Annotated in this window: 26 protein-coding genes; 6 read left to right on the top strand and 20 right to left on the bottom strand. The window is 62.5% G+C overall.

What is annotated here, in order from left to right; translation table 11 throughout:
- Positions 1-3: 3 nt before the first annotated feature.
- The 8 genes from ROE7235_RS03260 to ROE7235_RS03225 form a co-directional block, all read right to left on the bottom strand.
- Complete coding sequence (locus tag ROE7235_RS03260; protein ID WP_121093232.1) at positions 4-2,523, bottom strand: DUF3772 domain-containing protein; 2,520 nt, start codon at positions 2,521-2,523, stop codon at positions 4-6.
- Between the two features lie 3 nt (positions 2,524-2,526).
- On the bottom strand, positions 2,527-3,561 hold the full coding sequence (locus ROE7235_RS03255) for a cysteine synthase A (protein ID WP_121093231.1): 1,035 nt from the start codon (positions 3,559-3,561) through the stop codon (positions 2,527-2,529).
- Positions 3,562-3,640: 79 nt separating this feature from the next.
- Positions 3,641-4,051, bottom strand: a complete 411-nt coding sequence (locus ROE7235_RS03250) for a hypothetical protein (RefSeq protein WP_121093230.1) — start codon at positions 4,049-4,051, stop codon at positions 3,641-3,643.
- 206 nt (positions 4,052-4,257) lie between these two features.
- Positions 4,258-5,337 (bottom strand): Hint domain-containing protein, encoded by a 1,080-nt coding sequence (locus ROE7235_RS03245; RefSeq protein WP_121093229.1) that lies wholly within the window; start codon positions 5,335-5,337, stop codon positions 4,258-4,260.
- Between the two features lie 292 nt (positions 5,338-5,629).
- A complete protein-coding gene (locus ROE7235_RS03240; RefSeq protein ID WP_121093228.1) occupies positions 5,630-6,412 on the bottom strand; it encodes a DUF2189 domain-containing protein in 783 nt (260 codons plus the stop codon).
- Between the two features lie 92 nt (positions 6,413-6,504).
- Positions 6,505-7,275 carry a DUF2189 domain-containing protein gene (locus ROE7235_RS03235; RefSeq protein WP_121093227.1) on the bottom strand — a complete coding sequence of 257 codons (771 nt, stop codon included), beginning with the start codon at positions 7,273-7,275 and terminating at the stop codon, positions 6,505-6,507.
- Positions 7,276-7,325: 50 nt separating this feature from the next.
- Positions 7,326-8,453 (bottom strand): peptide chain release factor 2, encoded by a 1,128-nt coding sequence (gene prfB, locus ROE7235_RS03230; protein WP_121093226.1) that lies wholly within the window; start codon positions 8,451-8,453, stop codon positions 7,326-7,328.
- A gap of 78 nt (positions 8,454-8,531) precedes the next feature.
- Positions 8,532-11,051 (bottom strand): penicillin-binding protein 1A, encoded by a 2,520-nt coding sequence (locus tag ROE7235_RS03225; protein ID WP_121093274.1) that lies wholly within the window; start codon positions 11,049-11,051, stop codon positions 8,532-8,534.
- 165 nt (positions 11,052-11,216) lie between these two features.
- Between ROE7235_RS03225 and ROE7235_RS03220 the strand changes: the two genes are divergently transcribed.
- Both ROE7235_RS03220 and ROE7235_RS03215 read left to right on the top strand, forming a co-directional pair.
- Positions 11,217-11,624, top strand: coding sequence for a VOC family protein (locus ROE7235_RS03220; RefSeq protein ID WP_121093225.1), 408 nt, complete (start codon positions 11,217-11,219; stop codon positions 11,622-11,624).
- Positions 11,625-11,652: 28 nt separating this feature from the next.
- A complete protein-coding gene (locus ROE7235_RS03215; RefSeq protein WP_121093273.1) occupies positions 11,653-12,330 on the top strand; it encodes a helix-turn-helix transcriptional regulator in 678 nt (225 codons plus the stop codon).
- On the opposite strand, the gene ROE7235_RS03210 is transcribed toward ROE7235_RS03215, so the two are convergent.
- Positions 12,327-13,511, bottom strand: a complete 1,185-nt coding sequence (locus tag ROE7235_RS03210; protein WP_121093224.1) for an N-acetylmuramoyl-L-alanine amidase — start codon at positions 13,509-13,511, stop codon at positions 12,327-12,329. The two genes, ROE7235_RS03215 and ROE7235_RS03210, sit on opposite strands and share 4 nt — an antisense overlap.
- A 248-nt stretch (positions 13,512-13,759) precedes the next feature.
- On the opposite strand from ROE7235_RS03210, the gene ROE7235_RS03205 reads away from it, so the two are divergent.
- Positions 13,760-14,620, top strand: a complete 861-nt coding sequence (locus ROE7235_RS03205) for a DsbA family protein (protein ID WP_121093223.1) — start codon at positions 13,760-13,762, stop codon at positions 14,618-14,620.
- A gap of 63 nt (positions 14,621-14,683) precedes the next feature.
- Here the strand turns inward: ROE7235_RS03205 and ROE7235_RS03200 are convergent, their stop codons facing one another.
- From ROE7235_RS03200 to ROE7235_RS03185, 4 genes are all read right to left on the bottom strand, one after another.
- The gene (locus ROE7235_RS03200) at positions 14,684-15,106 is read right to left on the bottom strand and encodes a GlcG/HbpS family heme-binding protein (protein ID WP_121093222.1); all 423 of its coding nucleotides are present in this window, start codon (positions 15,104-15,106) and stop codon (positions 14,684-14,686) included.
- A gap of 48 nt (positions 15,107-15,154) precedes the next feature.
- Entirely contained in the window at positions 15,155-16,312 is a 1,158-nt protein-coding gene (locus ROE7235_RS03195; RefSeq protein ID WP_121093221.1) for an acetyl-CoA C-acyltransferase, read from the bottom strand.
- A gap of 104 nt (positions 16,313-16,416) precedes the next feature.
- Positions 16,417-17,448: a patatin-like phospholipase family protein gene (locus tag ROE7235_RS03190; protein WP_121093220.1), complete on the bottom strand. Its 1,032-nt coding sequence runs from the start codon at positions 17,446-17,448 to the stop codon at positions 16,417-16,419.
- Positions 17,449-17,514: 66 nt separating this feature from the next.
- Positions 17,515-18,288 (bottom strand): 3-hydroxybutyrate dehydrogenase, encoded by a 774-nt coding sequence (locus tag ROE7235_RS03185; RefSeq protein WP_121093219.1) that lies wholly within the window; start codon positions 18,286-18,288, stop codon positions 17,515-17,517.
- Between the two features lie 262 nt (positions 18,289-18,550).
- Here ROE7235_RS03185 and ROE7235_RS03180 point away from each other — a divergent pair, with 262 nt between their 5' ends.
- Together ROE7235_RS03180 and ROE7235_RS03175 are read left to right on the top strand one after the other, a co-directional pair.
- On the top strand, positions 18,551-20,428 hold the full coding sequence (locus tag ROE7235_RS03180) for an extracellular solute-binding protein (RefSeq protein ID WP_370743420.1): 1,878 nt from the start codon (positions 18,551-18,553) through the stop codon (positions 20,426-20,428).
- Positions 20,429-20,531: 103 nt separating this feature from the next.
- Positions 20,532-20,972, top strand: a complete 441-nt coding sequence (locus ROE7235_RS03175) for a DsrE family protein (protein WP_121093217.1) — start codon at positions 20,532-20,534, stop codon at positions 20,970-20,972.
- Positions 20,973-21,046: 74 nt separating this feature from the next.
- On the opposite strand, the gene ROE7235_RS03170 is transcribed toward ROE7235_RS03175, so the two are convergent.
- The 4 genes from ROE7235_RS03170 to serS all read right to left on the bottom strand — a co-directional run bounded on the left by ROE7235_RS03170 (position 21,047) and on the right by serS (position 23,471).
- Positions 21,047-21,535: a transglycosylase SLT domain-containing protein gene (locus ROE7235_RS03170; RefSeq protein ID WP_121093216.1), complete on the bottom strand. Its 489-nt coding sequence runs from the start codon at positions 21,533-21,535 to the stop codon at positions 21,047-21,049.
- Positions 21,532-21,870, bottom strand: coding sequence for a TfoX/Sxy family protein (locus ROE7235_RS03165; RefSeq protein WP_121093215.1), 339 nt, complete (start codon positions 21,868-21,870; stop codon positions 21,532-21,534). Before ROE7235_RS03165 ends, ROE7235_RS03170 begins: the two co-directional genes overlap by 4 nt.
- A gap of 36 nt (positions 21,871-21,906) precedes the next feature.
- The gene (locus tag ROE7235_RS20080) at positions 21,907-22,059 is read right to left on the bottom strand and encodes a hypothetical protein (protein WP_183073302.1); all 153 of its coding nucleotides are present in this window, start codon (positions 22,057-22,059) and stop codon (positions 21,907-21,909) included.
- Between the two features lie 122 nt (positions 22,060-22,181).
- A complete protein-coding gene (gene serS, locus ROE7235_RS03160; protein WP_121093214.1) occupies positions 22,182-23,471 on the bottom strand; it encodes a serine--tRNA ligase in 1,290 nt (429 codons plus the stop codon).
- Between the two features lie 144 nt (positions 23,472-23,615).
- Here serS and ROE7235_RS03155 point away from each other — a divergent pair, with 144 nt between their 5' ends.
- Complete coding sequence (locus tag ROE7235_RS03155) at positions 23,616-25,292, top strand: Ppx/GppA family phosphatase (protein ID WP_121093272.1); 1,677 nt, start codon at positions 23,616-23,618, stop codon at positions 25,290-25,292.
- Here ROE7235_RS03155 and ROE7235_RS03150 read toward each other — a convergent pair.
- The 3 genes from ROE7235_RS03150 to ROE7235_RS03140 are packed head-to-tail and all read right to left on the bottom strand — an operon-like array spanning position 25,178 to position 26,807.
- Positions 25,178-25,603 (bottom strand): AAA+ family ATPase, encoded by a 426-nt coding sequence (locus ROE7235_RS03150; RefSeq protein WP_147434160.1) that lies wholly within the window; start codon positions 25,601-25,603, stop codon positions 25,178-25,180. The two genes, ROE7235_RS03155 and ROE7235_RS03150, sit on opposite strands and share 115 nt — an antisense overlap.
- Positions 25,600-26,283: a molecular chaperone DjiA gene (locus tag ROE7235_RS03145; protein WP_121093271.1), complete on the bottom strand. Its 684-nt coding sequence runs from the start codon at positions 26,281-26,283 to the stop codon at positions 25,600-25,602. Before ROE7235_RS03145 ends, ROE7235_RS03150 begins: the two co-directional genes overlap by 4 nt.
- A 32-nt stretch (positions 26,284-26,315) precedes the next feature.
- On the bottom strand, positions 26,316-26,807 hold the full coding sequence (locus ROE7235_RS03140) for a GNAT family N-acetyltransferase (RefSeq protein WP_121093212.1): 492 nt from the start codon (positions 26,805-26,807) through the stop codon (positions 26,316-26,318).
- Between the last annotated feature and the right edge of the window lie 166 nt (positions 26,808-26,973).

Genomic DNA, 26,973 nt, shown 5'->3' with positions numbered 1-26,973 from the left:
CGGCTACCGCCCGTCAGCCCCCCCGTCCCCGCTGCCGTCCGACGAATCGGACACGATTTCGTCGCGGCGCATTTGCCCGAGATGTTGCGCATCGTCGCGGCGCACGGGTTTCGGCTCGGGCGTGTGGTCCGGGCGCAGAACTTCGGGATTGCGCAGCCAGATATCGCGCTGCGCGAACGGTATCTCGATCCCTTCTTCGGCAAACCGCTCTGCAATCTGATGGCGGATTTCGGTCCGCACGGGCATCCCGAAATTGACATCGCTCACGATCATCCGCAGCTCAAACATCAGCGCATCGGCCCCGAAATCCATGAACAGCACTGTGGGCGGGGGATCTAGCAGCGCCAGAGGCTGCGCATCGCCGATTTCTTGCAAAATCTGCTGAACGCGGCGCGTGTCGCTGCCATAGGCCACGCCAACCGGAATGATCACCCGTCCGGTCATGTTCTGGCGCGTCCAGTTCGTGACCGATCCGGCGATCAGGTCGGTATTCGGCACAATCACATCTGTCCGGTCGAAGGTCTCGATGGTGGTGGAGCGCACCGAAATGGATTTGACCACACCCATATTCGCACCCACCTCGATCCAGTCACCCTCGGCGATGGGACGCTCTATCAGCAGGATCAGGCCAGAGATGAAGTTCGATACAATGGTCTGAAGGCCAAAACCGATCCCGACGGACAGCGCACCCGCGACGATGGCAAGGCCAGACAGGTCAATCCCGGCGGTGGAAATCGCAATCAGCGCCGCGATGAAAATCCCGACATAGCCGGTGCCGGAAATGATCGCCTTCTGCCCGCCCTTGTCGATCTTGGTCTTTGGCAGCACCGCAGAGCCGAGCGCCCCTTGCAACAGCCGTGTCACATAATACCCGATCGCGAACACCAGGATCAGCACCAGAAGCGCGCTGGGGGCGATGCGGGTTTCGCCAATCTGGAACCCTTCCAGCAGAAGCGAGAAGAACTCGCTCAGCTCTGTGCCGCGCACCCCCCAGATCAGGGCGAAGAGCGGCAAGGACGCGATGGCCAGCACAAACCCCAGCAACGCAGGCAGCAGGGGTTCGGGGGCATCATCGGGCCGCTTTGTCGCCAGATCGTAGATATCTTCGAGCATCCGCAGCAACAGCAGCAGCACGGCAAACAATACCAAGGAATGCAGGGTCGGATAGATCAGCGCCTCTGCCGCATTGCGGTAGCCAAGTGCGGCGAGCACGGGCGCGGCCAGTGCGATCATAAGCGCCGCACGCCCCACCAGCCCAATCGCGCGATCCTTGAAGGCGGTATCCTGCTCTGACGCCGCATTGGCCTTGGCATGCTGGATGAAAAGCTGGCCCAAGCGGAACAGGGCAATTGCCGTCAGCACAATGACCGGAAAGGCCACCACCGACGCGGCCGCCGGGATCGCGCGGTCATCGCCAATGGCGGCCAGCATGATCCCGTGCAGACCGACGAAGAAACCAAGCAAGTTGACCAGAACGCGCCCTTGCGTGCGTTGCCCTTCGGTCAACAGCAGGGGTGAATACAGGTTCCCGGCGGAGGGAAACAGCCACAGCCCAATCCAGCGCGCAATGAAGTAAACGATCCCCGCCGTAGCAATCGCAACCGCAAGTTCGCTGCCGCGCTCCCCCAGCATTGCACTGGTATTGGCCGCGATATACAGCGCGATCACCGCCAAGCTAGGCACGATGACCTGACTGACCGACAGGATCAACCCAAGCAAGCGCTGCCCCTTGGGCGAGTTGTTCAGGGCACGGTTTCCGAACCGGCCGCTCCGCAGCCCCAGAACGAATCCTTCAATCCACGCTCGCCCGCGCAGCAGCACGAACCCGCCGAATGCCAGCAAACCGATGATCACCGGCAGGTTTTCGCGAAGCTGGCGCAGCCGCAATTGGCTGCCAAGCGTGTTGTTGAACTCTTGCACCACCAGGGTGGACGCATCGACCAGCGAGGAGACGGCGACCAACCAGTTGGCAGGGTTCCACGGGTATGGCTCTACCGCCATAAGGGTGCTTGCCTGCCGCGCACGCAGGATCGTATCAATCCGGCGCACAAGCGCATCGGCACGGCTGAAGGCTTCTTGCGCGTTGACGCGCGGCGCTTGCAATGTGGCAAGCTCTGCCGACAAGGTTGCGCGGCGCTCGGCCACTTCTGGCGCTTCGGTTGACGGGTCTTCCGGTGGGGCGCCCAAAGCGTCCAACTGCGCACGGATACTGTCAATGCGCGGACCGTTCACATTGCGCGCATCCTGAAATTGCGTGCGGAAGGCCACGATCTCGGACCGCAGCGCATCCAGCCGCTCGACCGTGATATCCGGCTGCTCCAGTTCGGCTTCGATCGCGTCGGCGCGTGCGTTCCATGCCGCGTAATCGGGTATCGCTGTCCCGCTGGGTGTGCCCGCACCCGGCTGTGCGGCGGCGGGTGCCGTCTCCGAGGGCGTCGTGGTGGACGGCGTGGTTTGCGCCGCACCAGCCAAGGGCAACAGCGCAAGCAAAAAGACGGTCAGGATCGTGGTCAATAAACGCATGTATCAGACGGTATCCGTTGTGAAGACTTCGGGAATGGCGGGCGCGTCGCGCTCCAGCCAAGACGGCACAGGCAATTTTTTGCCGCGCAGAAATTCGGGATTATACAGCTTGGATTGGTAGCGCGTTCCGTAATCGCACAGGATGGTCACAATGGTATGGCCCGGCCCCATGTCTTCGGCCATCCGCACCGCGCCTGCGATATTCACACCAGAGGAGCCGCCAAGGCAAAGCCCCTCTTGCGCCAGCAGATCAAAGACATAAGGCAGCGCTTCATCATCCGGGATCCGCGCGCAGAAATCGGGCGTGAACCCTTCCAGATTGGCCGTAATGCGCCCCTGCCCGATGCCTTCGGTGATCGAGTCTCCGGGGTTGTCCTGCCCAGTATACAGCTTGTATAACCCCGCACCGGCCGGGTCTGCCAAGCCGACGCGCACGCCTTTGGGTTGCAGCGCGGCGCCGACACCCGCGACGGTGCCACCAGAACCGACCGCACAGATAAAGCCGTCGACCTTGCCATCCGTCTGCTGCCAGATTTCCGGACCTGTGGTCTCTATATGTGCCTGTCGGTTGGCGGTATTGTCGAACTGGTTGGCCCAGATCGCGCCCTTGGCTTCGGTTTTCGCAAGTTCGGTCGCCAAGCGCCCGGAATATTTCACATAATTATTCGGGTTTTTGTAGGGAACGGCGGGCACTTCGACCAATTGCGCGCCTGCCAGACGCAGCATGTCCTTCTTTTCCTGACTCTGCGTCTCTGGGATGACGATGACCGTGCGAAACCCCATCGACGCGCCCACAAGCGCAAGGCCGATGCCGGTATTACCTGCCGTGCCCTCGACAATCGTGCCCCCCGGTTGCAACGCCCCGCGCGCAACCGCATCGCGGATGATATAAAGCGCGGCCCGGTCCTTGACCGACTGGCCGGGGTTCAGGAACTCGGCCTTGCCAAGAATGGTGCAGCCGGTAGCCGCGCTGACATGGTTAAGCCGGATAAGGGGCGTGTTGCCGACAGCGTCAGCAAGATTGGACCGGATGGACATCGTAAGCTCCAGTTGTGAAAGGACATGCGCCGGGACCAGAGGCCCCGGCGCAACCGCGATGACAGGACATAGGCTTGGGCTAGAGTGCGCCGGACCGCTTTGCGACGCGGGCATACAGCCAACAGCCCAAAGCGACTGCAGCCAGTGCTGCCGTGAAGCGCATAACATCGACGCCGCCAAGTGTGCTAAGCCCGTCGGTCATGGCCATCAGGCCCCATCCCATAGACACAAGTGCCGCCAAAAAGGCAACGGCCAGCACCAGAACCGCCGCGCGGTCGCGCAGCAGTAACAAAACTGACCCCAAAAGGCCCAGCCAAACGCTTGCCCCAATCGCGCCAGAGGCCCAAGCTGGCACTGCGTCCAGCAGCGCGCCAAGCCCATAGCCCGCAGGCAAGGGCAGCATCGCAGCAAGCGGGTCATAGCGCGCCGCAACGTATTCGACCGCGTGCAGACCGAACCAAAGACAACCGACAACCGCGAACAGGGTCATCAAGGCGCCTCTATTTTTTTGTGCAGGCATGGCGGAATCCTTCTCCGATTAGGCCCTGTTTCGCGACAGAGTGCCTTGCCATCTTCCGAGTGTCCAGCCCCCAGCCGGGCCTGACACGGGGCACGCACAGGTTTTTGACACGCGCCCAATGGCAAAAGCCCCACCTGAGCGGCGGGGCTTTGTGCAGGTCTGGTCGTTGATATGCGTCAGGCCGCCAGCAAGGCGCGCGCTTCGTGATCTTTCAACGACAGCCGCGCCGCGACATAGTCGTCTTGACCGGCCTTGTCGGCAAGCTCTGGAAACAGCGCCAGCAATTCGTCGCGTTGCGGACCACCAAGCCCAGCCAGCGTTTTCGCCCCCGGCTGGAAGCTTTCGCTCCACGCGCCATCGGCCCGAATGATCTGGTGTTCCTCGAACATGAGGTGGACATAGGTTTGCGGCGCAGTGTCACGCGCAATGCCGGACTGGCCGACCATGTGGATAGCCGGCACCAACACTTCATATTCGCCGAACATCATCTCAGCGCGTTGGCCGCAGATCAGTAGACGGTGCCACGGCGAGACACGCATGTCGCGCAGCGGCAACCCGCCGCCAAGCGCGCCCGCGCGCACGATCACGGCGGCAAGATCGGGGCGTGCCACAAGCGATGCGTTGGTCTGGGCATGGTGCCCGGTCCACAACACACGCTGGTATCCGTTATCGCGGGTCAGAACCAGATCGCCCACGGCGATGCTTTCAACCGGCTTTTGGCCCTGATCGGTATCGACCAGCGACCCCGCCACGAAACAGGCGGTCTCGAAAGGCGCATCATCACCAAGCTTGGTGCCGTCGTCATCTTCATTGATCGCGCCGGAATCAAACGGGTCAGAGGCGACGGTGATTTCCGTAATCTGCCCTGGCGACCATAGTGAGGGGTCACCTTTGAAGTCGTCACTGGGCGAGATGATGTTGATTTCGTTGCCCGACCCATCCGTCAGTGTGAATGCAACGGTCTGGCCGGAATCTGTGAACGGGTCCCCGGTGCCCGGGTCGATTTTCGTAAACTCGCCCCAAAAGCTGTAGGCTTCTGTCAGGGTATATTCAGTGCCGCCAATCGTTACGGTAGAGCCAGTCGGGATAGTCTCTCCATCGGACCCAACCGGCGTGGTGAATGTCACACCGTCCAGCACATCTACCAGCTCGTTGGCCGCAGGATCGCTGTCATAGGTATAGGTTGCACCGTTGCTTCCGGCGTCCACACCTGCGCCCGATAAAACGATCAGGTCATTTGTAACTACTTCAGGCATTATCCCACCTCATAGACCTACGCGCGATCTGAAAACGACGCCACGCGTTAATTCACCAGTCAAACCACACACTGCGGGTTCTCGTTCCACAGAATGGGAACATAACACATCCAGCGTATTCGTTAACATATCCAACGATGACGCTGCCAAGAAAAAACGGCGAAAATAAGGCCGTTTGCCCGCGATCCCGCGTAGATGTGAATTATTGTCTACCAGACCGCTATAATCTTTCCAAATTGCAGCGATTGTGTCGTGCGCCTAAACGCTGCCGCGCCAGACGCGGCACCGCCTGCTAGGGCAAAACGCGCCGATACAAATGCCACGTTGCATGGCCCAGAATCGGCAATATCAGGAACAGGCCCAGAAATGCCGGAAGCATTGCCACGAATAGCAGGCCCGCGATCACAAAGGCCCAAACCGCCATCGGAATGAAATTTGCCGTGACAACCCGCACAGAGGTGATCATTGCCGTGATGAAATCGACTTCGCGGTCCAGCAACAACGGCAGGCTGATGACCGTCAAGGCAAACATCAGCGCGGCCATCCCGCCGCCAACGACACTGCCCACCGCCAGCATGCTTAGACCCGTGGGGCTTAGCAGCATGTCGGCGGTTGAACTGGTGATCGGCTGCAAGCCGAAGAACAGCGCAAACGTGGTGTGCGCGACAAAAACCCAGAACATGAAGGCCAGCATGATGACCATCGCCATCGACGGCACTTGCCGGTCCTTCTGCGCCAACACACAGCCCAGAATTGCGGGCCAGTCCAGCGCCTCACCCTGTTCCAACCTGCGGCTGACCTCGTACAGGCCGGTTGCCGCGAACGGGGCAAATAGTGGAAAACCCACGGCGACCGGAATGAACCACCAGCTTTGTCCAGAGGCGATGAAAACCGTGTAGAGAACCAACCCGCCCAGCACATAGACAGCAGAAAACGCCAGCCCGAACAGCGGCGCGCGCCGAAAATCGGCAAGCCCCGCGCGCAAAATGCCCGCAAGATCCCCAACGGAAATGGTGCGCGGGTCGGGGATTTCGGACGGCGGCAGCGGCGCCGATGCGCTGGTATTGTCAGACATGAACGTTCCTCCTAGGCGGATAGAGTAGGCTTGCACCACTATGCCGCGCAAGAAAAATACGCGGCAGGGCTACTGACCTGCCGCGCCTGGCTTTAGCCCAGGGCGCGCCGATACAGGTGCCATGTCGCATGGCCCAGCACCGGCAAGACGATGAACAGGCCTAGAAACGCCGGGATCATCGCCGCGAAAAGCAGTCCCGCAATCATACCCGCCCAGATCAGCATCGTGCGCGGGTTCTGGCGCACGGTCTCGACAGACGCGATCATGGCCGTCACGAAATCCACCTCTCGGTCCAGCAACATGGGCAATGAAATGACGGTAATCGCAAATAGTCCAAGCGCCACCGCCGCGCCGACCGCGCTGCCGACAAGCAGCATGAAAATGCCCTCGACGCTGAACATCAGGCCGATGCTGTCGAAACCGATGCCGCTGCGGGACATGAAAATCGCAAAAATACCGCGTGCCAGAATGATCCAGAAACCAAAAACAATAAGCACGCCCACCGCCATCAGCGCCAGTTGCCCGTCGCCGCGCCCGCGCAGGGCACCCAGCACCGGGGCCCATGACAGCGGTTCGTCACGCTCCAACCGGCGGCTGACCTCATACAGCCCGATTGCGGCGAAGGGCGCCAGCAATGGAAAGCCCACCGCGATGGGGACAAACCACACCGGCTGCCCCATGGCACCAAGGCCGAACCACAGCGCAAGTCCGCCTGCGACATACACCAGCGCAAAGAACAGGCCAAAGGCCGGCGCGCGCTTGAAATCGGTCCAGCCCGCCATCAGTGCGGCGCGTAGGTCCGCTGTGCCCAGTGTTGCCACGCGCAGGCCGGGGGATGTGTTGGAAAACTCTGTCGACGTCATCGCACTCTCCCTAAGATAAGAATGCCATGATACCTGCGGCAAACTGTCCGTCAATCGGTCGCGTTCGCCTCTGCGCGCGATTTTCCGGATACGTCCATGGCCAGCGTCGCGCCCATGAACCCGTCTAGCGCGCCATCCAGCACCCCTTGGGTGTCCGATGTCTCATGGCTGGTGCGCAGGTCTTTGACCATCTGGTAGGGGTGCAGCACATAGGACCGGATCTGGTTGCCCCAGCCAGCATCGCCCTTGGCGTCATGCGCCGCTTCAATGGCCTCGGTGCGCTTTCGCAATTCCATCTCATACAACCGCGATTTCAGCGCATTCATGGCAATGTCGCGGTTCTGGTGCTGTGATTTCTGGCTGGACGTGGTCACAATGCCGGTTGGAATATGGGTAATCCGCACCGCAGAGTCGGTGGTGTTGACGTGCTGGCCACCCGCACCCGACGACCGATACGTGTCGATGCGGATATCCGACGGGTTGATTTCGATCTCGATGTTCTCGTCCACGACGGGATAGACCCAGACAGAACTAAAGGACGTGTGCCGCCGCGCGGAGCTGTCATAAGGCGAAATCCGTACAAGACGGTGCACGCCGGATTCCGATTTCAGCCACCCGTAAGCGCTGTGTCCGCTGATCTTGTAGGCGACGGACCGGATACCCGCTTCATCGCCCGCGCTTTCGGACATCAATTCGACCGTGTAGCCCTTTTTCTCGGCCCAACGCACATACATGCGCGCCAGCATGGACGCCCAGTCGCAGCTTTCCGTGCCGCCCGCGCCCGCGTTGATTTCCAAGAAGGTATCGTTCGAGTCGGCCTCGCCGTTCAAAAGCGCCTCGAGTTCTTTCTCTCCGGCGGATTTGGCCAGTTTGCGCAACTCCTCTTCGGCCTCTTCCACGACATCGCTGTCGCCTTCTGCCTCGCCCAGTTCGATCAGGCCGATCTGGTCTTCAAGCTCTTGAGAGATGGCGCGGTGCGTTTCGATCGCGTCTGACAACATGCGCCGATCGCGCATCAGCGCCTGCGCGCGTGTGGGGTCGTTCCACAACTCGGGGTCTTCGGTCATGGCGTCGAACTCTTCCAGCCGGTGCGCGGCCGTTTCAATATCCATCCGCTGGCCCAAAAGGGTCAGGGATTTGCGGATCTGCTCGATCAGGCCAAGCGTTTCAGAGCGCATTGCGACGGTCCATTCTCAAACTGAGGGTGCGGGTGGCGGTGCATAACTTGGCACGGCAGACAGGGCAAGGGTGCCCCGTCAATACAGCCCGCCCGTGGTGACGGTGCCAAAGCTGGCAGGCGGCGGTGTCCCGCGCCCGGCATCCTCGCGCTCCAGCGCCTCGTATTCTTCACCCGGTGCGAACATTGGCAGATCGCCGCCCATGGCAAAACCGCCATCAATGATCGCGGCCAGACCGAAGATAGGCTCTTCACCCTCGCGGAAGAATTCGGCGACAACATTCGGCCCGCTGGCATCATCGGGCAGGCGGGCGCCGGTGGTGCGGTCGATTTTCAGGAAATAGCCGTTTTCTGGCACACGGAACCGTCCACCGCCGTATTTCTGCACCGCCTTCTGCATGAATTCGTTGAACACGGGGCCACACATGGTGCCGCCCCCTGCCCCGCGCCCCAGCGGCTTGGGCTGGTCATACCCCAGGTAACAGCCCGCAACGATGTTCGAGGTGTAGCCGACGAACCAGACATCGCGCGCATCGTTCGTGGTGCCGGTCTTGCCGGCTGTGGGCACTGACAGATTGACCGTGCGCGCCGCCGTGCCGCGCTGCACCACCCCCTGCATCATAGAGGTCAGCTGGTAGGCCGTTACCTCGTCCATCACCCGCGCGCGGCTGGAGGTGATCCACGGCTTGCGCCCCTCGGCCAAGCCGCGTTCGTCACAATCCACACAATTGCGCTGATCGTGGCGGTAAATGGTGCGCCCGTAGCGGTCCTGCACCCGGTCGACCAGCGTGGGTTCCACACGTTCGCCGCCATTGGCGAACATCGCATAGGCCGCGACCATCCGAAACAGCGTGGTTTCCTGACTGCCAAGCGCATTGGCCAGATATTGCTCTGCCCGGTCATAAACGCCGAACCGCTCGGCGTAGCCGCCGACCACGTCCATCCCGATCTCTTGTGCAAGGCGAACCGTCATCAGGTTGCGCGAACGCTCAATGCCGGTGCGCACGGGCGTCGGGCCATAAAACTGGTTGCTGGCATTCGTGGGCCGCCAGACGCCTTGCGGCGTCGCAATCTCTATCGGGGCGTCAATCACGATGGTGGCGGGGGTAAACCCGCTATCAAGAGCGGCTGCATAGACAAATGGCTTGAAGGCAGACCCCGGCTGGCGCTGCGCCTGTGTCGCGCGGTTGAATACCGATGCTTCGTAGGAAAACCCGCCCTGCATGGCAAGGACACGGCCGTTATTGACGTCCATGGCCATGAACCCGCCCTGAATTTCAGGGATCTGGCGCAGGGACCAGCGCAGAAAGCTGCCGTCGCTATCGGATGTGATCGCCCGGACATAGACCACATCGCCCACGCTCAGGTTGTCTGACAGCGACCCGCGCGCCCAGTCGATATCGGGGCGGTCCACAACATGGGGCGCGTTCTGGTCGGAGGGCATATCCTCTATCCCCAGACGCGCGCGGTCGGGTGTGACCTCCAGCACCACCGCGGGGTGCCAGCGGTTGCCCAGCGTGATGTCGCGGGCCAGCGTCAGATCTGCCAGTGCTGCGCGCCAGTCCTCTTCACTTCCAAGCTGCTCGGGCGCAATCCGCTCGCCCGTGGTGCGCAATTCGCCAAGGCCACGGTCATACTGTTCCAACGCGCGTTGCAGCGCATGGGCCGCTTCGCGCTGCATGTCGGGATCGACGGTCGCACGAATGCTAAGCCCGCCGCCGAAAAACTCGTCCTCGCCAAAGGTGCCCGACAACTGGCGCCGCACCTCGTCGGTGAAATAGTCGCGCGGGGGCATGTTTTCGCGCGGGCTTGCAAAATCACCCGACTGCACCGTTTCCAGCGGCAGTTCCTTGGCGCGATCATGCGTGGCCCGGTCAATATAGCCGTTGCGCAGCATCTCTCCCAGCACGTAATCGCGGCGCGCGACCACACGGTCGTAATTGCGCACCGGATGATAATTTGATGGCGCTTGCGGCAGGGCGGCCAGAAAGGCAGCCTCTTCCACGGTCAGATCATCCAGCGTCTTGTTGAAATAGGTCTGTGCGGCGGCGGTTACGCCATAGCTGTTCTGGCCAAGGAAAATCTCGTTCAGATACAGTTCCAGAATGTCGTCTTTGGACAGTGTGCCCTCAACACGGCTGGCAAGGATAAGTTCCTTGATCTTGCGCTCTCCGGTGCGGTCGCCCGATAGAAGGAAGTTCTTCATCACCTGCTGCGTGATTGTGGACGCGCCGCGCACATTCTGCCCGCGCGATTCAATCGCCTGATAGGCCGCGGCCCCGATCGCGCGCAGGTCAAACCCGCCATGGACATAGAAATTCCGGTCCTCGGCAGAAATAAATGCGGCTTTGACCCGTTCGGGAATATCTTCAATCGGCGTGAACAGGCGGCGTTCCTGGGCGAATTCGTCGATCAGTCGCCCCTCACCCGAATAGATGCGGCTGATGGAGGGCGGTGCGTAATTGGCAAGTTGTTCGTGGCTGGGCAGATCTTGGGCATAGTACCAGAATATGCCCGCGATCAGCAGGGCAGCCGCCAGCATCCCCGTAATCACGAAGCTGAAGATTCCGCCGAAAAATGAAAAAATCGCGCGCAGCACCGATACCACCCTGTAGCCTGTTGCGCCGCTTATACCTGCGCCTGCGGACAAGGTCAAAAGCCGATGGCTCACATCTGCGCGCTCGGGCCGCCCAAGACTGCTGACAGGATGGTGTCAGGAGGGGGGTGGTAGCGTTCGAGCATCAACATTCATGGAGAGCGACAGATGATAGCCTATGCCACAATCGGGGTGACCGATTTCCCCCGCGCCGCCCGCTTTTACCGCGCCCTCGCCGCAGAGTTGGGCGCAAAGCTGCTTATGGGCAGTGACGAAGCGCAGTTTCTGGCTTGGGTCGGGCCGGATGGCGCGCCCGGCATCGGCATCATGCACCCCGAAAATGGCCAGCCCGCAAGCGTCGGCAACGGGATGATGATTGCGCTTGCGGCCCAAGACCCCGCGCAGGTCCACCGGATATACCAAATTGCGCTTGACCATGGCGGCGCGTGCGCGGGCATGCCGGGGCCACGCAATGACGGCACGTTCTATGCCGGCTATTTTCGTGACCCGGACGGCAACAAACTGAACGCCTTTTGCATGAATATCGCGCATGACAGCGCGCCTGTCGTGGCGTAAACCGGCGCAGAGCGATGGGGGAACTGGGATGCGGCGTGCGGAACGGCTTTTCCGGCTGGTGCAGGAATTGCGCCGCCGTCCCATCGCTCGCGCGCAGGATCTGGCCGCGGTGCTAGAGGTCAGCGAGCGCACGATTTATCGTGACATCGCGCATCTGCAAGCCTCTGGCCTGCCGATAGAGGGAGAGGCGGGGGTCGGCTATATGCTGCGCCCCGGCTTTGACCTGCCGCCCATGACCTTCACCCATGACCAGCTGGATGCGCTGGCGCTGTGGTTGGCCTTTGTGACCAACGCGGGCGATCCGGGGCTGGCGCATGCGGCGGCAGAGGTACGCGCCAAGCTGGAAGCCGCGCTGCCCGACAGCCCGTCCCGCCCGCTGGCGGATGCGCCGTTCCTGAGCATGAACGCCCAGTCGGGGCCAGAGGGGCAAGTGTTGCGCCATGCAATCCGCGAGCGCCGGGTCGTGCGCTTCGACTACCGCGACGGTGTCGGCGCACAGACTCAGCGGCGCGTGCGCCCGCTGCTGTTCTGGAGCTTTCCGGCAGGATTCATGCTGTCGGGATGGTGCGAGATGCGGCGCGATTTCCGCAGTTTCCGCTTGGACCGGATGACCGCGCTTGACGTGACCGACACCCCTTTCGACATCACGCCCGACACGTCCGCCAAGGCCTTTCTGGCGCGCGAGACAAAGCGGTGCGACCTTTAGCGTTGCAACAGCGCGCGGCGTTCCGTGTCACGCACGCGCCACAGGTCCAGCGCATCTGCCACCGCCCGCGCCATCAGCGCGCGCCATTGCGGATCGCGCAGGCGCGCTAGGTCGCGCGGGCTGGACATGAACCCAAGCTCCAGCAAGGCGGAGGGCATATCCGGCGCGCGCAGCACCGAAAACGCGCCGGACTGAACCGGCCGCGAATGCAGACGCAACCCGGCGGCGCCGATCCCGTCCACCAGCGCCTCTGCCAGCGCGGCGTTGCGCAGTTTCGTGTCCTGCCATGCCACCGACATCAGCACGGAGGCGATGTCATCGGTGTTGCGTGTCAGATCCACGCCGACCAACAGATCGTCGCGGTCATGACGGGCGGCCAAAAGACCGGCGGTTTCATCGCTCGCGTCTTCGGACAGGGTGTAGACCACTGCGCCTGTCGCAAGCCCCTCGGGCAGCGCATCGGCATGCAGCGACAGGAACAGGTCCGCGCGGGCCTCTCGCGCCGCGCGCAACCGCCCGTCAAGCGAGATGAAGCTGTCATCCGTGCGGGTCATGCTGACTTTGAAACCGCTGCGGCGCAGCAGTTCTTCTTGCAAGGCCAAGGCGAATGCAAGCACGGTATCCGCCTCGGTCACGCCCTCGCGCACCGCGCCGGGATCAACTCCGCCATGGCCGGGATCGAGCATGACGCGCAAGACTTGCGGATCGTCGCGCGATGGTCGCACGGGGGCGTCGGGGTGCAGCAGATGGTCCGAATACGCCGCCGCGAAGCTGCTTTCATCGTCGGCGCGCGCCTCGAACGCCTCCAGCTCCGCGCGCTCTAGTGCCAGTTCGACAACGGCCCGCCCGTCTTCGGGCTGCACCGTTTGTGCCACCGTCTCTGGTAGCATCGGATAAGCCAGATCAAGCACCAGTCGCGCCCATCCATCGCCGCGATGGCCCATGCGCAGACCGCGCAGCCCCGCAACCTCTGGCCAGTCCATGCCCTGCCAGTCCAGCGTGTTAAGTTCGAGCACGACGCGCGGGGGCGCGGGCAACAACCGCACACGGTATGGCACGGGCTGGCTGAGCGCCAAACGCAGGGTAACGCTGTCGCGGGTGGCCGAAAGGCTGCTGTCTTCGGTCAATAGCCGCGCCTGAACACTGCCCTGCGCCACGGCCATGGGGGCCGCCAGAAGCATGCAGACCCAGATCCAGACTATGTAATGCCAACGCGCCAATATTTGCCCGATTTTTTGATTTGCGCCATTCTAGGGGTAGCGTGTGCCCAACGCCAAGTGCGCGCGCCGCGCAAACACGGGAATTTGTGCAAGTAGATGCAATCGGGCCGAAAAGTCGCGCGCCATAGGGTTGATTCCACAGGCGTCGCGCGGTTTAACTACGCCAAACCCGCGTAGCACGCGCCGAGAATTCGAGACAGGAGCACAGAATGACCCTACCTTTAAGCGATTCAGGCCTTATCGGCACCTGCCTTGCAGCGTCGGCGCTGGGTCTGATAGTGCTGACCAGCGGCGGCGGGGATGCCGCCTCTGCGCCGGAGGCCGCGGAACAGACAGAGACCACAGAGACCGCGCAAGCCAACCCCGACAGCGCGCTGCCCCTTGGCGCCGTGCCCGCAGACGGGCAAGCGGCGGTCGATCCCGAATTCGGCGCACAGGTCCGCAGCTACCTGATGCAAAACCCGGAGGTGATTTTTGAAGCGGTGGCGGAGTTCGAACGCCGCAATGCCGCGGCGCAGGGTGATATGGACGTGGCGCTGGTGCAGGCCAATGCCGATGCGTTGTTCAACGACCCGATGTCATGGGTCGGCGGCAACCCAGATGGCGATGTCACGCTGGTCGAATTCCTCGACTACAAATGCGGTTTTTGCAAGCGCGCCATGCCAGAGGTCGAGGCGCTGCTGGAACAGGACGACAATATCCGCGTAATCGTCAAGGAACTGCCCATTCTGGGGCCGGAATCTGAAATGGCCGCGCGGTTCGCGATTTCCGTGCTCGATCTGGAAGGGCCAGAGGCGTATGACAGCGTGCATGTCGAGCTGATGGGCTATGACGGGTCGATCACACCGGAATATCTGGAAGACGTATCCGAAGAGCATGATCTGGCGCTGGATGCCATCGTCGCGCATATGGACAGCGAGACCGTCAATGCCGTGATCGCCGACAACCGCGCTCTGGCGCAGCGATTGCAGATTTCCGGCACCCCGACATTCGTAATGGGCGAGCAGATGATCCGCGGTTTTGTGCCAGCCGACGCACTGCTAGAGGCGGCGGCGGTTGCGCGCCAGTAAAGGTCGCGCAAAACTCGTGATGCCTAGCTGAAAAGGGGCCCGCTTGCGGCCCCTTTTTCCTGCCTATTCCTCGCCCACAAACCCGGCGGCGGCAATGCCCGCAAGGGCTGCTTCAGCGTCGTGGTCCGACGTGTCGCCCGTGACACCGACAGCACCGATGACCTGATCGCCGTCATGTACCAGCACACCACCCGGAACCGGCACAACCTGCCCGCCGTAGACACCGTTCACGGCCGCCATGAAATAGCCCTGCGCCTCTGCGCGGGCCATCTGCGCGCGTCCCGCCATGCCCAGCATGACGGCACCATAGGCCTTGCCATGCGCAATCGCAAAGCGGCCCGGCGCGGCGCGGTCTTCGCGCTCGAAGGCCATCACATGCCCGCCGGCATCCAGCACCACCACGGATAGCGGTTTAAGCTCCATCTCGCGCCCCTTGGCGCGTGTGGCGGCGATGATGGTGCGGGCGTGGTCAAGGGTCAGGGTCATTGCGGCCTCTCAAGGGGTGGCGGGTTCACGCCCACTAAGCCCGCAATCTCAGGCCGCTTCAAGGGCCAGCGCAATCCCCTGCCCGCCGCCCACGCACATGGATACCAGCGCGCGGCCCCGTCCAAGCCGCGCCAGCCCGTGCGCCGCCTTGACCGTCAAGATCGCGCCAGTGGCGCCCACAGGATGACCATGCGCAATTGCCCCGCCATCGGGGTTGGCGCGCGCATGGTCGAACCCCAGTTCCCGCGCGACAACAAGGGCTTGGGCGGCGAAAGCCTCGTTCGATTCGATCAGGTCGAAATCGTCGATCCGCAGGCCGGTTTGCGCCAACAGTTTGCGCACCGCCAGCACCGGACCATAGCCCATGCGCGCCGGGTCCACCCCGCTTTGCGCAGCACCGGTGATGCGCGCGAGCGGTTTGGCACCGTCTGGTACCTCGCAGGCCAGCACCAAGGCGGCGGCGGCATCGCCCAACCCGCCGGAATTGCCGGCTGTGACGGTGCCGCCCGGCGCGAAGGCCGCCGGCAAACGCCCCAACAGTTTGAGCGAGGTCGCGCGCGGTCCCTCATCCTCGGCGAGCATGCGGCCACATGGCAACGCGACCGGCACGATCTGCGCGTTCAACCGCCCCTCGGCCAAGGCTGCATTTGCGCGCGTATGGCTTTCGAAGGCGCAGGCATCTTGCATGTCGCGTGTGATCTGGAACTCGCGCGCCAATGTTTCCGCCGTGACCCCCAGTTTCACGCCACCGAACGGACAGGTCAGCGCGGCATCCAGCAGGTCCACGACTGGCGTGTCGCCCATACGCTTGCCGAACCGCGCGGCCTGCAACAGATGCGTCGTGCGGCTTATGGTTTCCACGCCGCCGACCAGCGCGACCTCTGCCGCGCCCATGGCCAGCTCGCGCATGCCCTGCACAACCGCTTGCAAACCAGAGCCGCACAGCATGTTCACATTCACACCGCTGACGGTCTCTGGCGTGCCCGCCCCGATCGCAACATAGCGCGAAAGGTAAAGATCGTTGGGCTCTGTCAGGCTGACCATACCAAAGGCGCTATGCTCGATCTGCGCGGGCGCGACATTGGCGCGCTCTATCGCGGCCCGCGCTACCCGCGTGCCCAGTTGCAGGGCCGAAAGCCCCGCCAACCCGCCACCAAAGCTTCCGATGGGCGTGCGCTGCCCCGACAGAATAAATATATCTTTCATAAGCCTATGCCTATGCGACCACCCTTGAGCATAAGAGCGTGCAGCCGAGAGGCATTCAACCCCCGATTTACCAAAATAGAAACAACAACCCTAGATTGTTGCCTTCACTCGAACATTGCATCCAAATCGAGCGAATCGCGGCTGTTCAGATCCCCCTTGTGGCGGGCCAGAAACCCGTCGCAAGCGGCGCGCCCGGCCTTTTTGAGGGTGTGAAGCAGGTAAGGAGTCGGCGTCAGCTTGGTGGTGACGGACAGGCTGGTCATCAACGCATCATCGGCGATCATGTGCAGCAGCACATCCTTCATCGCACCACGCTCTACCCGGCTCTCCGCAATAAGCCGCTTCACGAACCTCACCGCGCGCAATTCGCGCAGCAGCGATGAATTGAAGCTGATTTCGTTGATGCGGTTCTGTATTTCCTGCGGCGTGGTCGGCACCTCCTCGCGGTGCAGTGGGTTGATGCTGACGACCAGGATATCATCGGGCAGATCTGGCGCGAAAAGCGGAAACAGCGCCGGGTTTCCCGTATAGCCGCCATCCCAATAGGCATCACGCGCGCCGGTCTCCGGATCGTCAATCTCGACCGCCTGAAACAGCGTCGGCAGCGCCGCACTGGCCAGAATCACCTCGGGCGCGATGGCCTCGCCGGAAAAGACCTTGATCTTGCCGCTGCGCACATTGGTTGCGGCAATGTAAAGCGCGGGACCAGCCCCCGCACAGACCTGGTCGAACGCCAGCCCCTCGACGATCTCTTGCAACGGGTTGCGGTAGAGCGGGCCCAAAGCATAGGGGCTGGCCACAAGTGACGCGGCATCGGCGGCAGAAAACGGCATGAAGCGCTCGGCCCATGTGTTCAACACGCCCACCGGTGGCAGTGCCTGCGCGATCCAGCCGGTCAGGCGCAGATCATGCACCGCACCCACCTTGTGCCAAAGCCTATCGAGCGCCGCGCGCCCGCCCGCATGACCGCCCGTGACGATCCCCGCTTTCAGTGCCGCTGCGTTCAAAGCGCCCGCAGAGGTGCCAGAAATGGCTGCGATCTCGATATCATCCTCTTGCAGCAGCCGGTCCAGCACACCCCATGTGAACGCGCCATGCGCGCCGCCGCCCTGCAGGGCCAGATTGATCCGTTTCATTGCAGCCCTGCCTGTTTCATCTTGCCGAAAATACTCACGTCACCTTCTCCGGCCACCTGTGCCGCGTCAAAGTGCCGTCCAGCCGCCATCCACAGATATAGTCGTCCCGGTGATCTGCGCCGCAGCGTCAGAGCATAGGAACACCGCTGTCCCGCCCACCTGCTCGACGGTCGCGAATTCACCAGAGGGCTGGCGCGCCAGCATCACCTCTTTGATCACCGTCTCGCGGTCCATGCCATGAGTTTTCATCTGGTCGGGAATTTGCTTTTCCACGATCGGGGTCAGCACATAACCGGGGCAGATGGCGTTACAGGTCACGCCCTTTCCCGCCGCTTCCAAAGCCGTGGTTTTGGTCAGGCCCACAACCCCGTGCTTGGCCGTGACATAGGCGGATTTATAGGGGCTGGCCGTCAATCCGTGGGCCGAAGCGATGTTGACGATCCGTCCCCAGCCCTTGGCATACATGCCCGGCAGTGCCGCCGCAGATGTGTGGAACGCCGACGACATGTTGATCGCGATGATCGCGTCCCATGTATCGGCAGGGAAATCTTCCAGTTTGGCGACATGCTGGATCCCGGCGTTGTTCACCAGAATATCACAGCCCTCCGCTTGCTCAATCAAGCCGCGGCATTGATCGACCTTCGACATATCCGCATGAATATAGCGCACACGCGCGCCGGTCTCTTGTGCGATCTTTTCGGCAAGCGCATGGTCATCGGCATCGTCGGTGTAAGAGTTCAGCACGACCTCGGCGCCTGCGCGCGCCAGCTCCCATGCAATCCCCAGCCCGATGCCCGAATTCGACCCTGTCACGATGGCGCGTTTTCCTGCAAGCTGCATGTTCCCTCCGGGTGTCTGATCCTGTTTCGCTGCCATGCAGCATACCCGCTCTGACCACGGATGCCAGCGGTGGGTCGGAATGCAGCGTCGAAAAACAGCGATGACCTGACGCGAATGGCAAATGCTGCGGGACAAAAAAAGCGCCCGCACAAGGCGGGCGCAAGTTATTGAGGCAGGTTTCATACAGGCAAGAAACCTATCGAGCAGTGCCCAATATATAACGCTTCTACACGAAGGTTCCAAGCTAAAAGTTTGAAAAGGCATGAAACGCGCTGTAGCGTCCCCCGAAACACTGTACCGATATGACCTTGGAGTGACCGCCATGCAAACCCCCTTTGGCCTTATTATTGCCGCGCTGTCCTTCGGCGCGATCTGCACAATAGTGCCGCGCGCGGCACTTGCAGAGCCTGCGCATGGCATAGCTATGTATGGCAGCCCCGCGCTTCCCCCAGATTTTGCGCATCTGCCCCATGCCAACCCCGACGCCCCCAAGGGCGGGCGCATTGTACAGGGCGAGGTCGGCAGCTTCGATTCGCTCAACCCGCATATCCTGAAAGGCAACACGCCATGGCAGTTGCGGTTTCTGGCCTATGAGGGGTTGATGGGTCGGTCATGGGACGAACCCTTCACGCTTTACGGTCTTCTGGCCGAATCAATAGAGGTGGACGCAGACCGCGCATGGGTCGAATTCACCCTGCGGCCAGAGGCTCGATTCTCTGACGGCAGCCCCGTCACCGTCGAAGATGTGCTCTGGTCGTTCGAGACGTTGGGCACCGAAGGCCATCCGCGCTATCACGGCACATGGAACCGCGTGTCACAGGCCGAAGCGGTGGGCGAGCGTACCGTTCGGTTCACCTTTACAGAACCCGACCGCGAACTGCCGCTCATCCTTGGCCTGCGCCCGGTCTTGAAAAAGGCCCAATGGGACGGCGTGGATTTCGCCGAATCGGGCACTTCCGTCATCCCGATCTCCAGCGCGCCATACGTCATCGACCGGTTTGAGACGGGGCGCTCGGTCCTGCTCAAACGCAACCCGGACTATTGGGGCCGCGACCTGCCCTTCATGCGCGGGCAGGCCAATCTGGACGAAATCCGCATGGAATTCTTCGGCGATTCCACCGCGATGTTCGAGGCGTTCACCGCAGGGCTTTTGAACACGATGCGCGAACCCAGCGCCAATGACTGGAACACCCGCTACGACTTCCCGGCGGTCCGGTCGGGTGAGGTCGTGAAATCCGAAATCCCGCATGAGCGTCCCTCGGGCATCAATGGGTTCGTCATGAACATGCGCAACCCGCTCTTCGCCGACTGGCGTGTGCGCGAAGCGATGATCCATGCGTTCAATTTCGAATATATCTCGCAGGTCATAAATGACGGGCAAGACCCGCGCATCACCTCGTATTTCTCGAACTCCACGCTTGGCATGCAGCCCGGTGCAGCCACAGGGCGCGTGGCAGAGTTCCTTGCACCTTTCGCCGACCAGCTTTTGCCGGGCACGCTGGATGGCTACACCCTTCCCGCGTCTGACGGCTCGGTCGCCAACCGTCGCAACATGCGCGCGGCCACGGCACTTCTGGCCGATGCCGGTTGGCAGGTGAATGACGCGGGCGTGCTGCGCGATGACGAAGGAACGGCTTTCGAGTTCACCATACTCCTGCGCCAGGGTACGGCAAATATACAAGCGATCGCAGATATTTACAGCGAGTCCCTCTCGCGGCTCGGGATGCAAGTCACGGTCGCCGAGATCGATTCGGCACAATACACCGAACGCACCAACGCGTTCGATTTCGATGTTACGCATTATACACGCGGCCTGTCGCTCAGCCCCGGTGCCGAACAACGGCTCTATTGGGGCTCGGACGCCGCAGAAACGCCGGGGTCGCGCAACTGGATGGGCGTGCAAAGCTCCGCCATCGACGCGTTGATCGAAAGGCTTTTGATCTCAACCGACCAGTCCGATTTCCGCGCCGCGACCCGCGCGCTCGACCGCGTGCTGACCGCCGGGCGCCATGTTGTGCCGTTCTGGTTCACCGACCGCGCGCGGATCGCGCATGCGGCCGAACTGCGCTACCCCGACACCCTGCCCGCCTATGGCGACTGGATCGGCTTTCAGCCCGATCTCTGGTGGTATCAGGATTAAGATGCGGCCTGCGTCATATCGTCATGTTTGAATTATTGAATGGGAAGTGCACACCAAAGTCAAACCGGGTTTACCGGTTTGACTTATGGAAAGGAATTGACCCATGTCCGCACCCCGTACCCTCATCATGGCCACCGCCCTAAGCCTTGTGACCGTGGGCGCCGCCTTCGCGCAGAATGCCGAAAAGCTAGTGACCATCGTCACCAGTGACAACGCCCAGACGCAACTCATGTCGATGGTGTTGACGGCACAAGCCGTCGAACAGGGCACCGAAGCCCGAATCTTGCTCTGCGGTGCCGGAGGTGACATTGCGCTGACAGATGCACCTGACACCGCCACCGCCCCCCAACCGCCGCGCGATGCCTCGCCCCAAGGGCTGATGCAAATGCTCATGTCGCGCGGCGTCACGGTAGAGGTCTGCGCAATTTACCTGCCCGGCCTCGGGGCTGATCAATCAGTGCTGATCGACGGTGTCGGCGTCGCGACCCCACCGGCGATGGGCGCCGCCATGCTCGACAGCTCGGCGAAAGTCTGGTCCTTCTAACCCATTCATCCTTGCGGAAATATCCTCAGGGGGGTGAGCCAGCTTTGCTGGCGAGGGGGGCGCGAGCGCCCCCCTTACCCGTCGCGGCAGGCGCGCCGCACTTCCCGGTCGCGCAATCCCGTTTCGACCAACAGGCACCGGTCGCGCGCCTCGTAGTAGTAGCCGCGCGCGTACCACATCACGGCGCGGTCCAAATCGCCATCTGCCACCAGATAGGCACCTTTCAGATTCCGGCCCGCGTATTCAAGGTTCACTTCGGCGCGCAGCAGTTCTTCGGGCGGCCCGTCATGTCCCATTTGTCGCGCGGTTTGCGGCAGGATCTGCATCAGGCCCCAATAGGGACCATTCCGCGCCTCTGCGCGGTAATCGCTTTCGCGCTGGATAACTTTGTGCAGCAGGGCTTCGGGAATGCCGTGGCGCGCGGCATAGGTCTTGATCAGCGCGCGCATTTGCGGGGTTTCACCGGGGTATAGTGCAGCGTTCTGGGCGCGAGTGGCCTCTGGCGAACCGCCGCCGCAAGCCGCCAGAAACGCGACGACCAGTATCGCAAAGCGCGCCGTCATGGCTGCACCCGCGTAGACGGGATCACCCCGATCCGGTTCAGCACTGCTTCCAGACCGTCTGGATTGCCGGATCGCCCTGCTTTCAACGCCGCAAAGCGAACGCGCAGCGCATCTTTCTCGGCCCCTTTGCAGTCGTTCCAGGGCCGCCCTTGCAAGGCCATTTCCAGGGCGTAATAGGCAATGAAATGCGGGCGCGCGCCGCTGGCGAGCAGCTTTGCATAGGCCGCGTCAGTGCCCAAGCTTCGCAAGGCTTCGGCGCTGTGGACACCCGCGCGGGCAAAAGCGGCCTCCATCGCGGGGCCAAGGTTGCGGATGCTGGAAATTGGCTCTGTCATCGCGCAAGCTTAGCCAGTCGCGCAACAGCCGCCAAGTCAGATCAACGCCCAATCAGTAAAACGCGCGGGCACATCGGCGGCATTTCGCGGATGGCCGGGGCGGCTGTCGGCGCTCAGCGCCGGGACCGGTCCGGGACGACGTGGGTCACGGGGGCTACGGATCTTGAATTGTTCCGGGTCGGGTCGCATGGGGAAAGCTCCTGCAATGATACACACTACGGAGCATCTCGCCATGCGAATGTGGCGAGTTTCGGGCAGTAAACAGGTGATTTACCATGTTAGCGCGCAAAGTGGCGGCGCTGTCACGGTGCTCAGGCCAGCGCGCCCTCTGGCGTGATGCGGGTTTTGCCGCCCAGATAAGGGTGCAGCGCTGCCGGAAGCGCCACGCCCCCATCCGCCGTTTGCCCGTTTTCCAGCACCGCAATCAGGCAGCGGCCCACGGCCACGCCGGACCCGTTCAGCGTGTGGACGAATTCGGGCTTGCCCCCCTCGCGCCGGAACCGCCCGTTCATACGCCGCGCCTGAAAATCACCACAGGTCGAGACGCTGGAGATTTCGCGATACGCGTCCTGCCCCGGCAACCACACTTCGATGTCATGCGTCTTTTGCGCGCCAAACCCCATATCGCCCGTGCACAGCACAATCGTTCGGTAGGGCAGTTCCAGCGCCTCTAGCACACTTTCGGCACAGCGGGTCATGCGGTCATGCTCTGCCAAGCTGTCTTCGGGCGCGGTGATCGACACCATCTCGACCTTCTCGAACTGGTGCTGGCGCAGCATCCCCGTGGTGTCGCGCCCCGCGCTGCCGGCTTCGGACCGAAAGCACAGCGTGTGCGAGCAAAAGCGCAAGGGCAGCGCAGCCCCGTCCAGCATTTCACCGGCGGCGAAATTGGTCAGCGTCACTTCGGATGTCGGGATCAGCCACCAACCATTGGTGGTCTGGTAGCTGTCCTCGGCGAATTTGGGCAACTGTCCTGTGCCAAACATTGCTTCGTCCCGTACCAGAACCGGGCTGTTCACCTCTGTCAGACCGTGCTGGTCGACATGCAGATCGGTCATGAATTGCGCTAAAGCGCGGTGCAGACGCGCCACGGCCCCGCGCAGCACCACAAAGCGCGAGCCCGACAGTTTCGCGGCCAGTGCGAAATCCATGTCGCGGGTGATGCCTGCAATCTCGAAATGTTCTTTGGGCGCGAAGTCGAATTCGCGCGGTGTGCCCCAGCGGCGCAATTCGACATTGTCCGATTCGTCCGCGCCCTGCGGCACATCGGCCAGCGGCAGGTTGGGGATGGTCGCCAGAAGCGCGGCCAGTTCCGCGTCTTTCGCCCGTGCCACCTCGTCCAGCCGCGCCAATTCGGTTTTGGTCTGTGCCACCAACGCGCGCAGCCGCTCGAATTCGGCCTCGTCGCCCTTGGCCTTGGCCGCGCCCACCTGCTTGGATGCCGCATTCTGCGCGGCTTTTTCGGTTTCCGATTGCGCAATGGCAGCACGGCGTGCGGCGTCAATGTCCAGCACGTCTGCGGACATGGGGGCCAGCCCGCGGCGGGCAAGGGCTGCATCGAACGCCTCGGGGGTCTCGCGGATGGCGCGGATATCGTGCATGGGGGCCTCGCAACTGTCGAATCGGATCGCGCCCGTTATGCCGCAAGCGGGCCGCGCGCGGTAGGGGGCGGATCGGTGATTGACCCGACCCGCCGCAAACCGCTACAACGCGGTAACACGACTGTCAGACAGGACATGCCCCGCATGGATGGCAATTCGCCCCCGCAGACAGAGCGCCCGCGCCACAGCGCTGGCCTGTTCGATGAACCTCTTTTCCAAGATTCCAGCGCCCGTGCCCTGAAACAGGTCGGCGTGATCGACGTGGGATCGAACTCTGTCCGGTTGGTGGTGTTCGATGGCGCGGCGCGCAGCCCGGCCTATTTCTTCAATGAAAAGGTGCTGTGCGGCCTTGGGCGCGGCTTTGTCGAAAGCGGTCGCCTAAGCCCCGATGGACGCGAACGCGCGCGCGCGACCATCAAGCGGTTTGCCCTGCTGGCGCAAGGGATGCGGATGTCGAACCTGACCATGGTCGCGACCGCCGCCATGCGAGAGGCCGAAGACGGCCCCGAATTTCGCGCCCAGATCGAAGCGGATACCGGCCTGCGGATGCGTGTTATCGACGGGGCCGAAGAAGCGCGACTCTCTGCGCAAGGTGTGCTGACCGGCTGGCCCGACGCCAAAGGTCTGGTCTGTGACATTGGCGGGTCATCCATGGAACTGGCCGTGATCGGCGACGGCGAGGTCAGCCACACGGTGACATCGGCGCTTGGTCCGTTCCGGCTGCAACAGGTCAAAGGCGGCAAGAAGGGCCTGCGCAAGCACATCGACGGTGTGCTGAAAGACCTGCGCGCAGAGGTCGGAAACCACCATGATGCGCTGTATCTGGTGGGCGGCTCGTGGCGCGCGATTGCCCGGCTGGACATGGAACGCCGCGGCTACCCGCTGAAAGTGCTGCACGAATACGAGATGTCAGCCAAATCTATCCGCAAGACGTTGGACTGGATCGACGAGAACTCGACCGCCGAGCTGCGCGGGCGCACCGGCATTTCCAATGACCGGATGAGCCTTGTGCCGCTGGCAAGCCAGGTGCTGCGGCAATTGGTGCAGGTCTTCGGGCCGAAAAAGATATTCGTCTCCAGCTACGGCATTCGCGAGGGTATCTTGTATGAACAGATGCCCCCTGCCCTGCGCGCGCGCGATCCGCTGATTGAAGCGTGCAGCTTCATGGAGAAGTCGAGCGCCCGCATTCCCGGTTTCGGCGCACAGCTTTACGCGTTTTTGCGGCCGCTCTTCCGGTCGCGTCCGCCTGCGCGGCGGCGGCTGATTCGGGCGGCCTGCCTGTTGCATGACGTAAACTGGCGCGCCCATCCCGATTACCGCGCCGATGCCTGTTTCGACACGGCGACGCGCGCCAATCTGGGCAGTCTGGACCATGCGGGCCGCGTGTTTCTGGGCATTGCCCTGATGTATCGCTACAAAACCAACGGGCTGCGCCCGCGCATCCGCGAGGTTGCATCGCTTTTGACAGAGGCTGAACTTGAAGAGGCCAAGACCATCGGACGCGCATTGCGCTTTGGCGCGATGTTCACGATGGACCACCTGTCGCGGACGGGCACATTGCGGTATTTCCCGAAAAAGGCAGAGATCGAACTGGTTCTGTCGCGCCAGATGTCGGGGCTGTATACAGAGGTCGCCGAGCAGCGTTTTCTGTCGCTGGCCAACCAGATGCGGGCCACCCCGAAGGTGCGGGTGTCGCGCAGTGCAGGCTATAGCTCGAACGGTTCGGGGGCCTGTTCCGGGACGAAATCGGGTTCGCCATCCGGCGAGGGCTGCGGCTCTGCCTCGGGCGACGCGTCCGGCACACCCTCATCTTCGGACTGACGGCGGCGGATCAGAATATCGCCATTCGGCAACACTTCTGGCGGGTGGTAGCGGGTCATATCGCGCATCCGGTCCAGAAACCTGTTCAACTCGGGTTCCAGTTCCGTCAAGCCGCGCTCCAGACCGCGCAGTTGCGGCTCTGCTTCGGTGATGAACCCGCGCAGCAACCGTTCCATCAGGGTAAACAACCCGTCTTCTGCCGGGGCGTCATCCTGCCCGTGGGCGGGCATGGCAAGGCATAGGGCAAGAACAAGCGGCGCAAGCATTTTCATGGTGCGACGACGATACCACGCGATACCGCGCCCGCTCAAGCCGCGCGCGCCGCCTGGATATCTTCCCAGGCACGATTTATGTCGCGCATCCGGTTTTCCGCAAGCCGCACGGCTTCTTGCGGCACCCCTCTGGCGATCATCCGGTCGGGGTGGCTGTCGCGCACAGCGGCGCGGTAGGCGGCCTTGACCTCTGCCATGGGGGCATCGGACGCAACCGCCAGCACCGCATACGGGTCGGGCGCAACATCGCCCACAACGCGCGCACGAAGGCAGTTGAAGCACCGATCATCCAGCCCGAAAATGCGCGCGACCTCGGTCAGAAACGCCTCTTCGGCGGGATGAAACTGGCCATCGGCATAGGCCACTTCGAACAACCCTTCGAGCAGATCGACCAGCACCGCATCGCCAGCGGTGAACATGGCTGCGATCTTGCGCGCGTATTGGTCAAAGCCAGCCACATCCTGCCGCGCCAGATTGAAGACACGGGCGGCATTGGCCTCTTCCTCGGGCGGGATGGTAAACACCCGCCGAAACGCAGCCACCTCGCCGCGTGTGACCTGCCCGTCGGCCTTGGCCAGTTTTGCCCCCAGCGCGATCACCGCGATGGTAAAGGCCACAGAGCGTTCCGGCGGGCTGCGCAGCCGCTCGAACACCGCCGAGAGCGATTCGCCCTTGCGCAGCGCGTTGAGTATCTCTGTGATTTGCGACCAGAGTGACATGGTCCCCAGATTACGCGAATTGCGCAGGCGCGTCACAGGGTTTTCTGCATCAACACAAGGTCATGATAGCGGCCGAATTTCCAGCCGACCTGCGGCATGGTGCCGACATGCACATAGCCATGCGCCCTATGAAACCGGACAGACCCGTCATTCGACCCGGTGATTGCCGCCACCATGATGTGATGACCCGCCGCGCGGGCGTGATCTTCGATCACGGCCATCAGCTTTGCGCCCAGGCCGCGCCCACGCGCGGCGGGCGACAGGTTGATCGTATGCTCCATACAGCGCGCATAGCCCAGACCGCCGCGAAACTGTGCATAGCTGGCAAACCCAAGCAAGTTGCCTGCATCTTCGGCCACGACAAACGCGCCCGGACCGGCCTGCCGTGTGGCGATCATTTGCGCAATCTCTGCCGTGTCGCGCTCCGCCGGGTTAAAGGTGATTACCGTGTCGCGGATAATCGGGTTCCAGATGGCGCAGATCGCAGCAGCATCAGCGGCCGTGGCGGGGCGAATGGTGGTCATGGTGTCCTCGCAGCAAACCCAAGCGCGCCGATGTGCGCCAAGGCCCGCGCGCCGTCAAGACCCGGACGCGCCAACCCTGCACGGATGCACAGCGCATGCGCAGGGATAGCGAATGGCCCTGCCCCCGGCCCCTGCCCTATCTGCACCATGTGAAACACCGCGAAAG

The sequence above is a fragment of the Roseinatronobacter ekhonensis genome (genome assembly GCF_900499075.1).
Taxonomy (GTDB): domain Bacteria; phylum Pseudomonadota; class Alphaproteobacteria; order Rhodobacterales; family Rhodobacteraceae; genus Roseinatronobacter; species Roseinatronobacter ekhonensis.
This window is presented reverse-complemented; position numbering and strand designations above follow the sequence as displayed.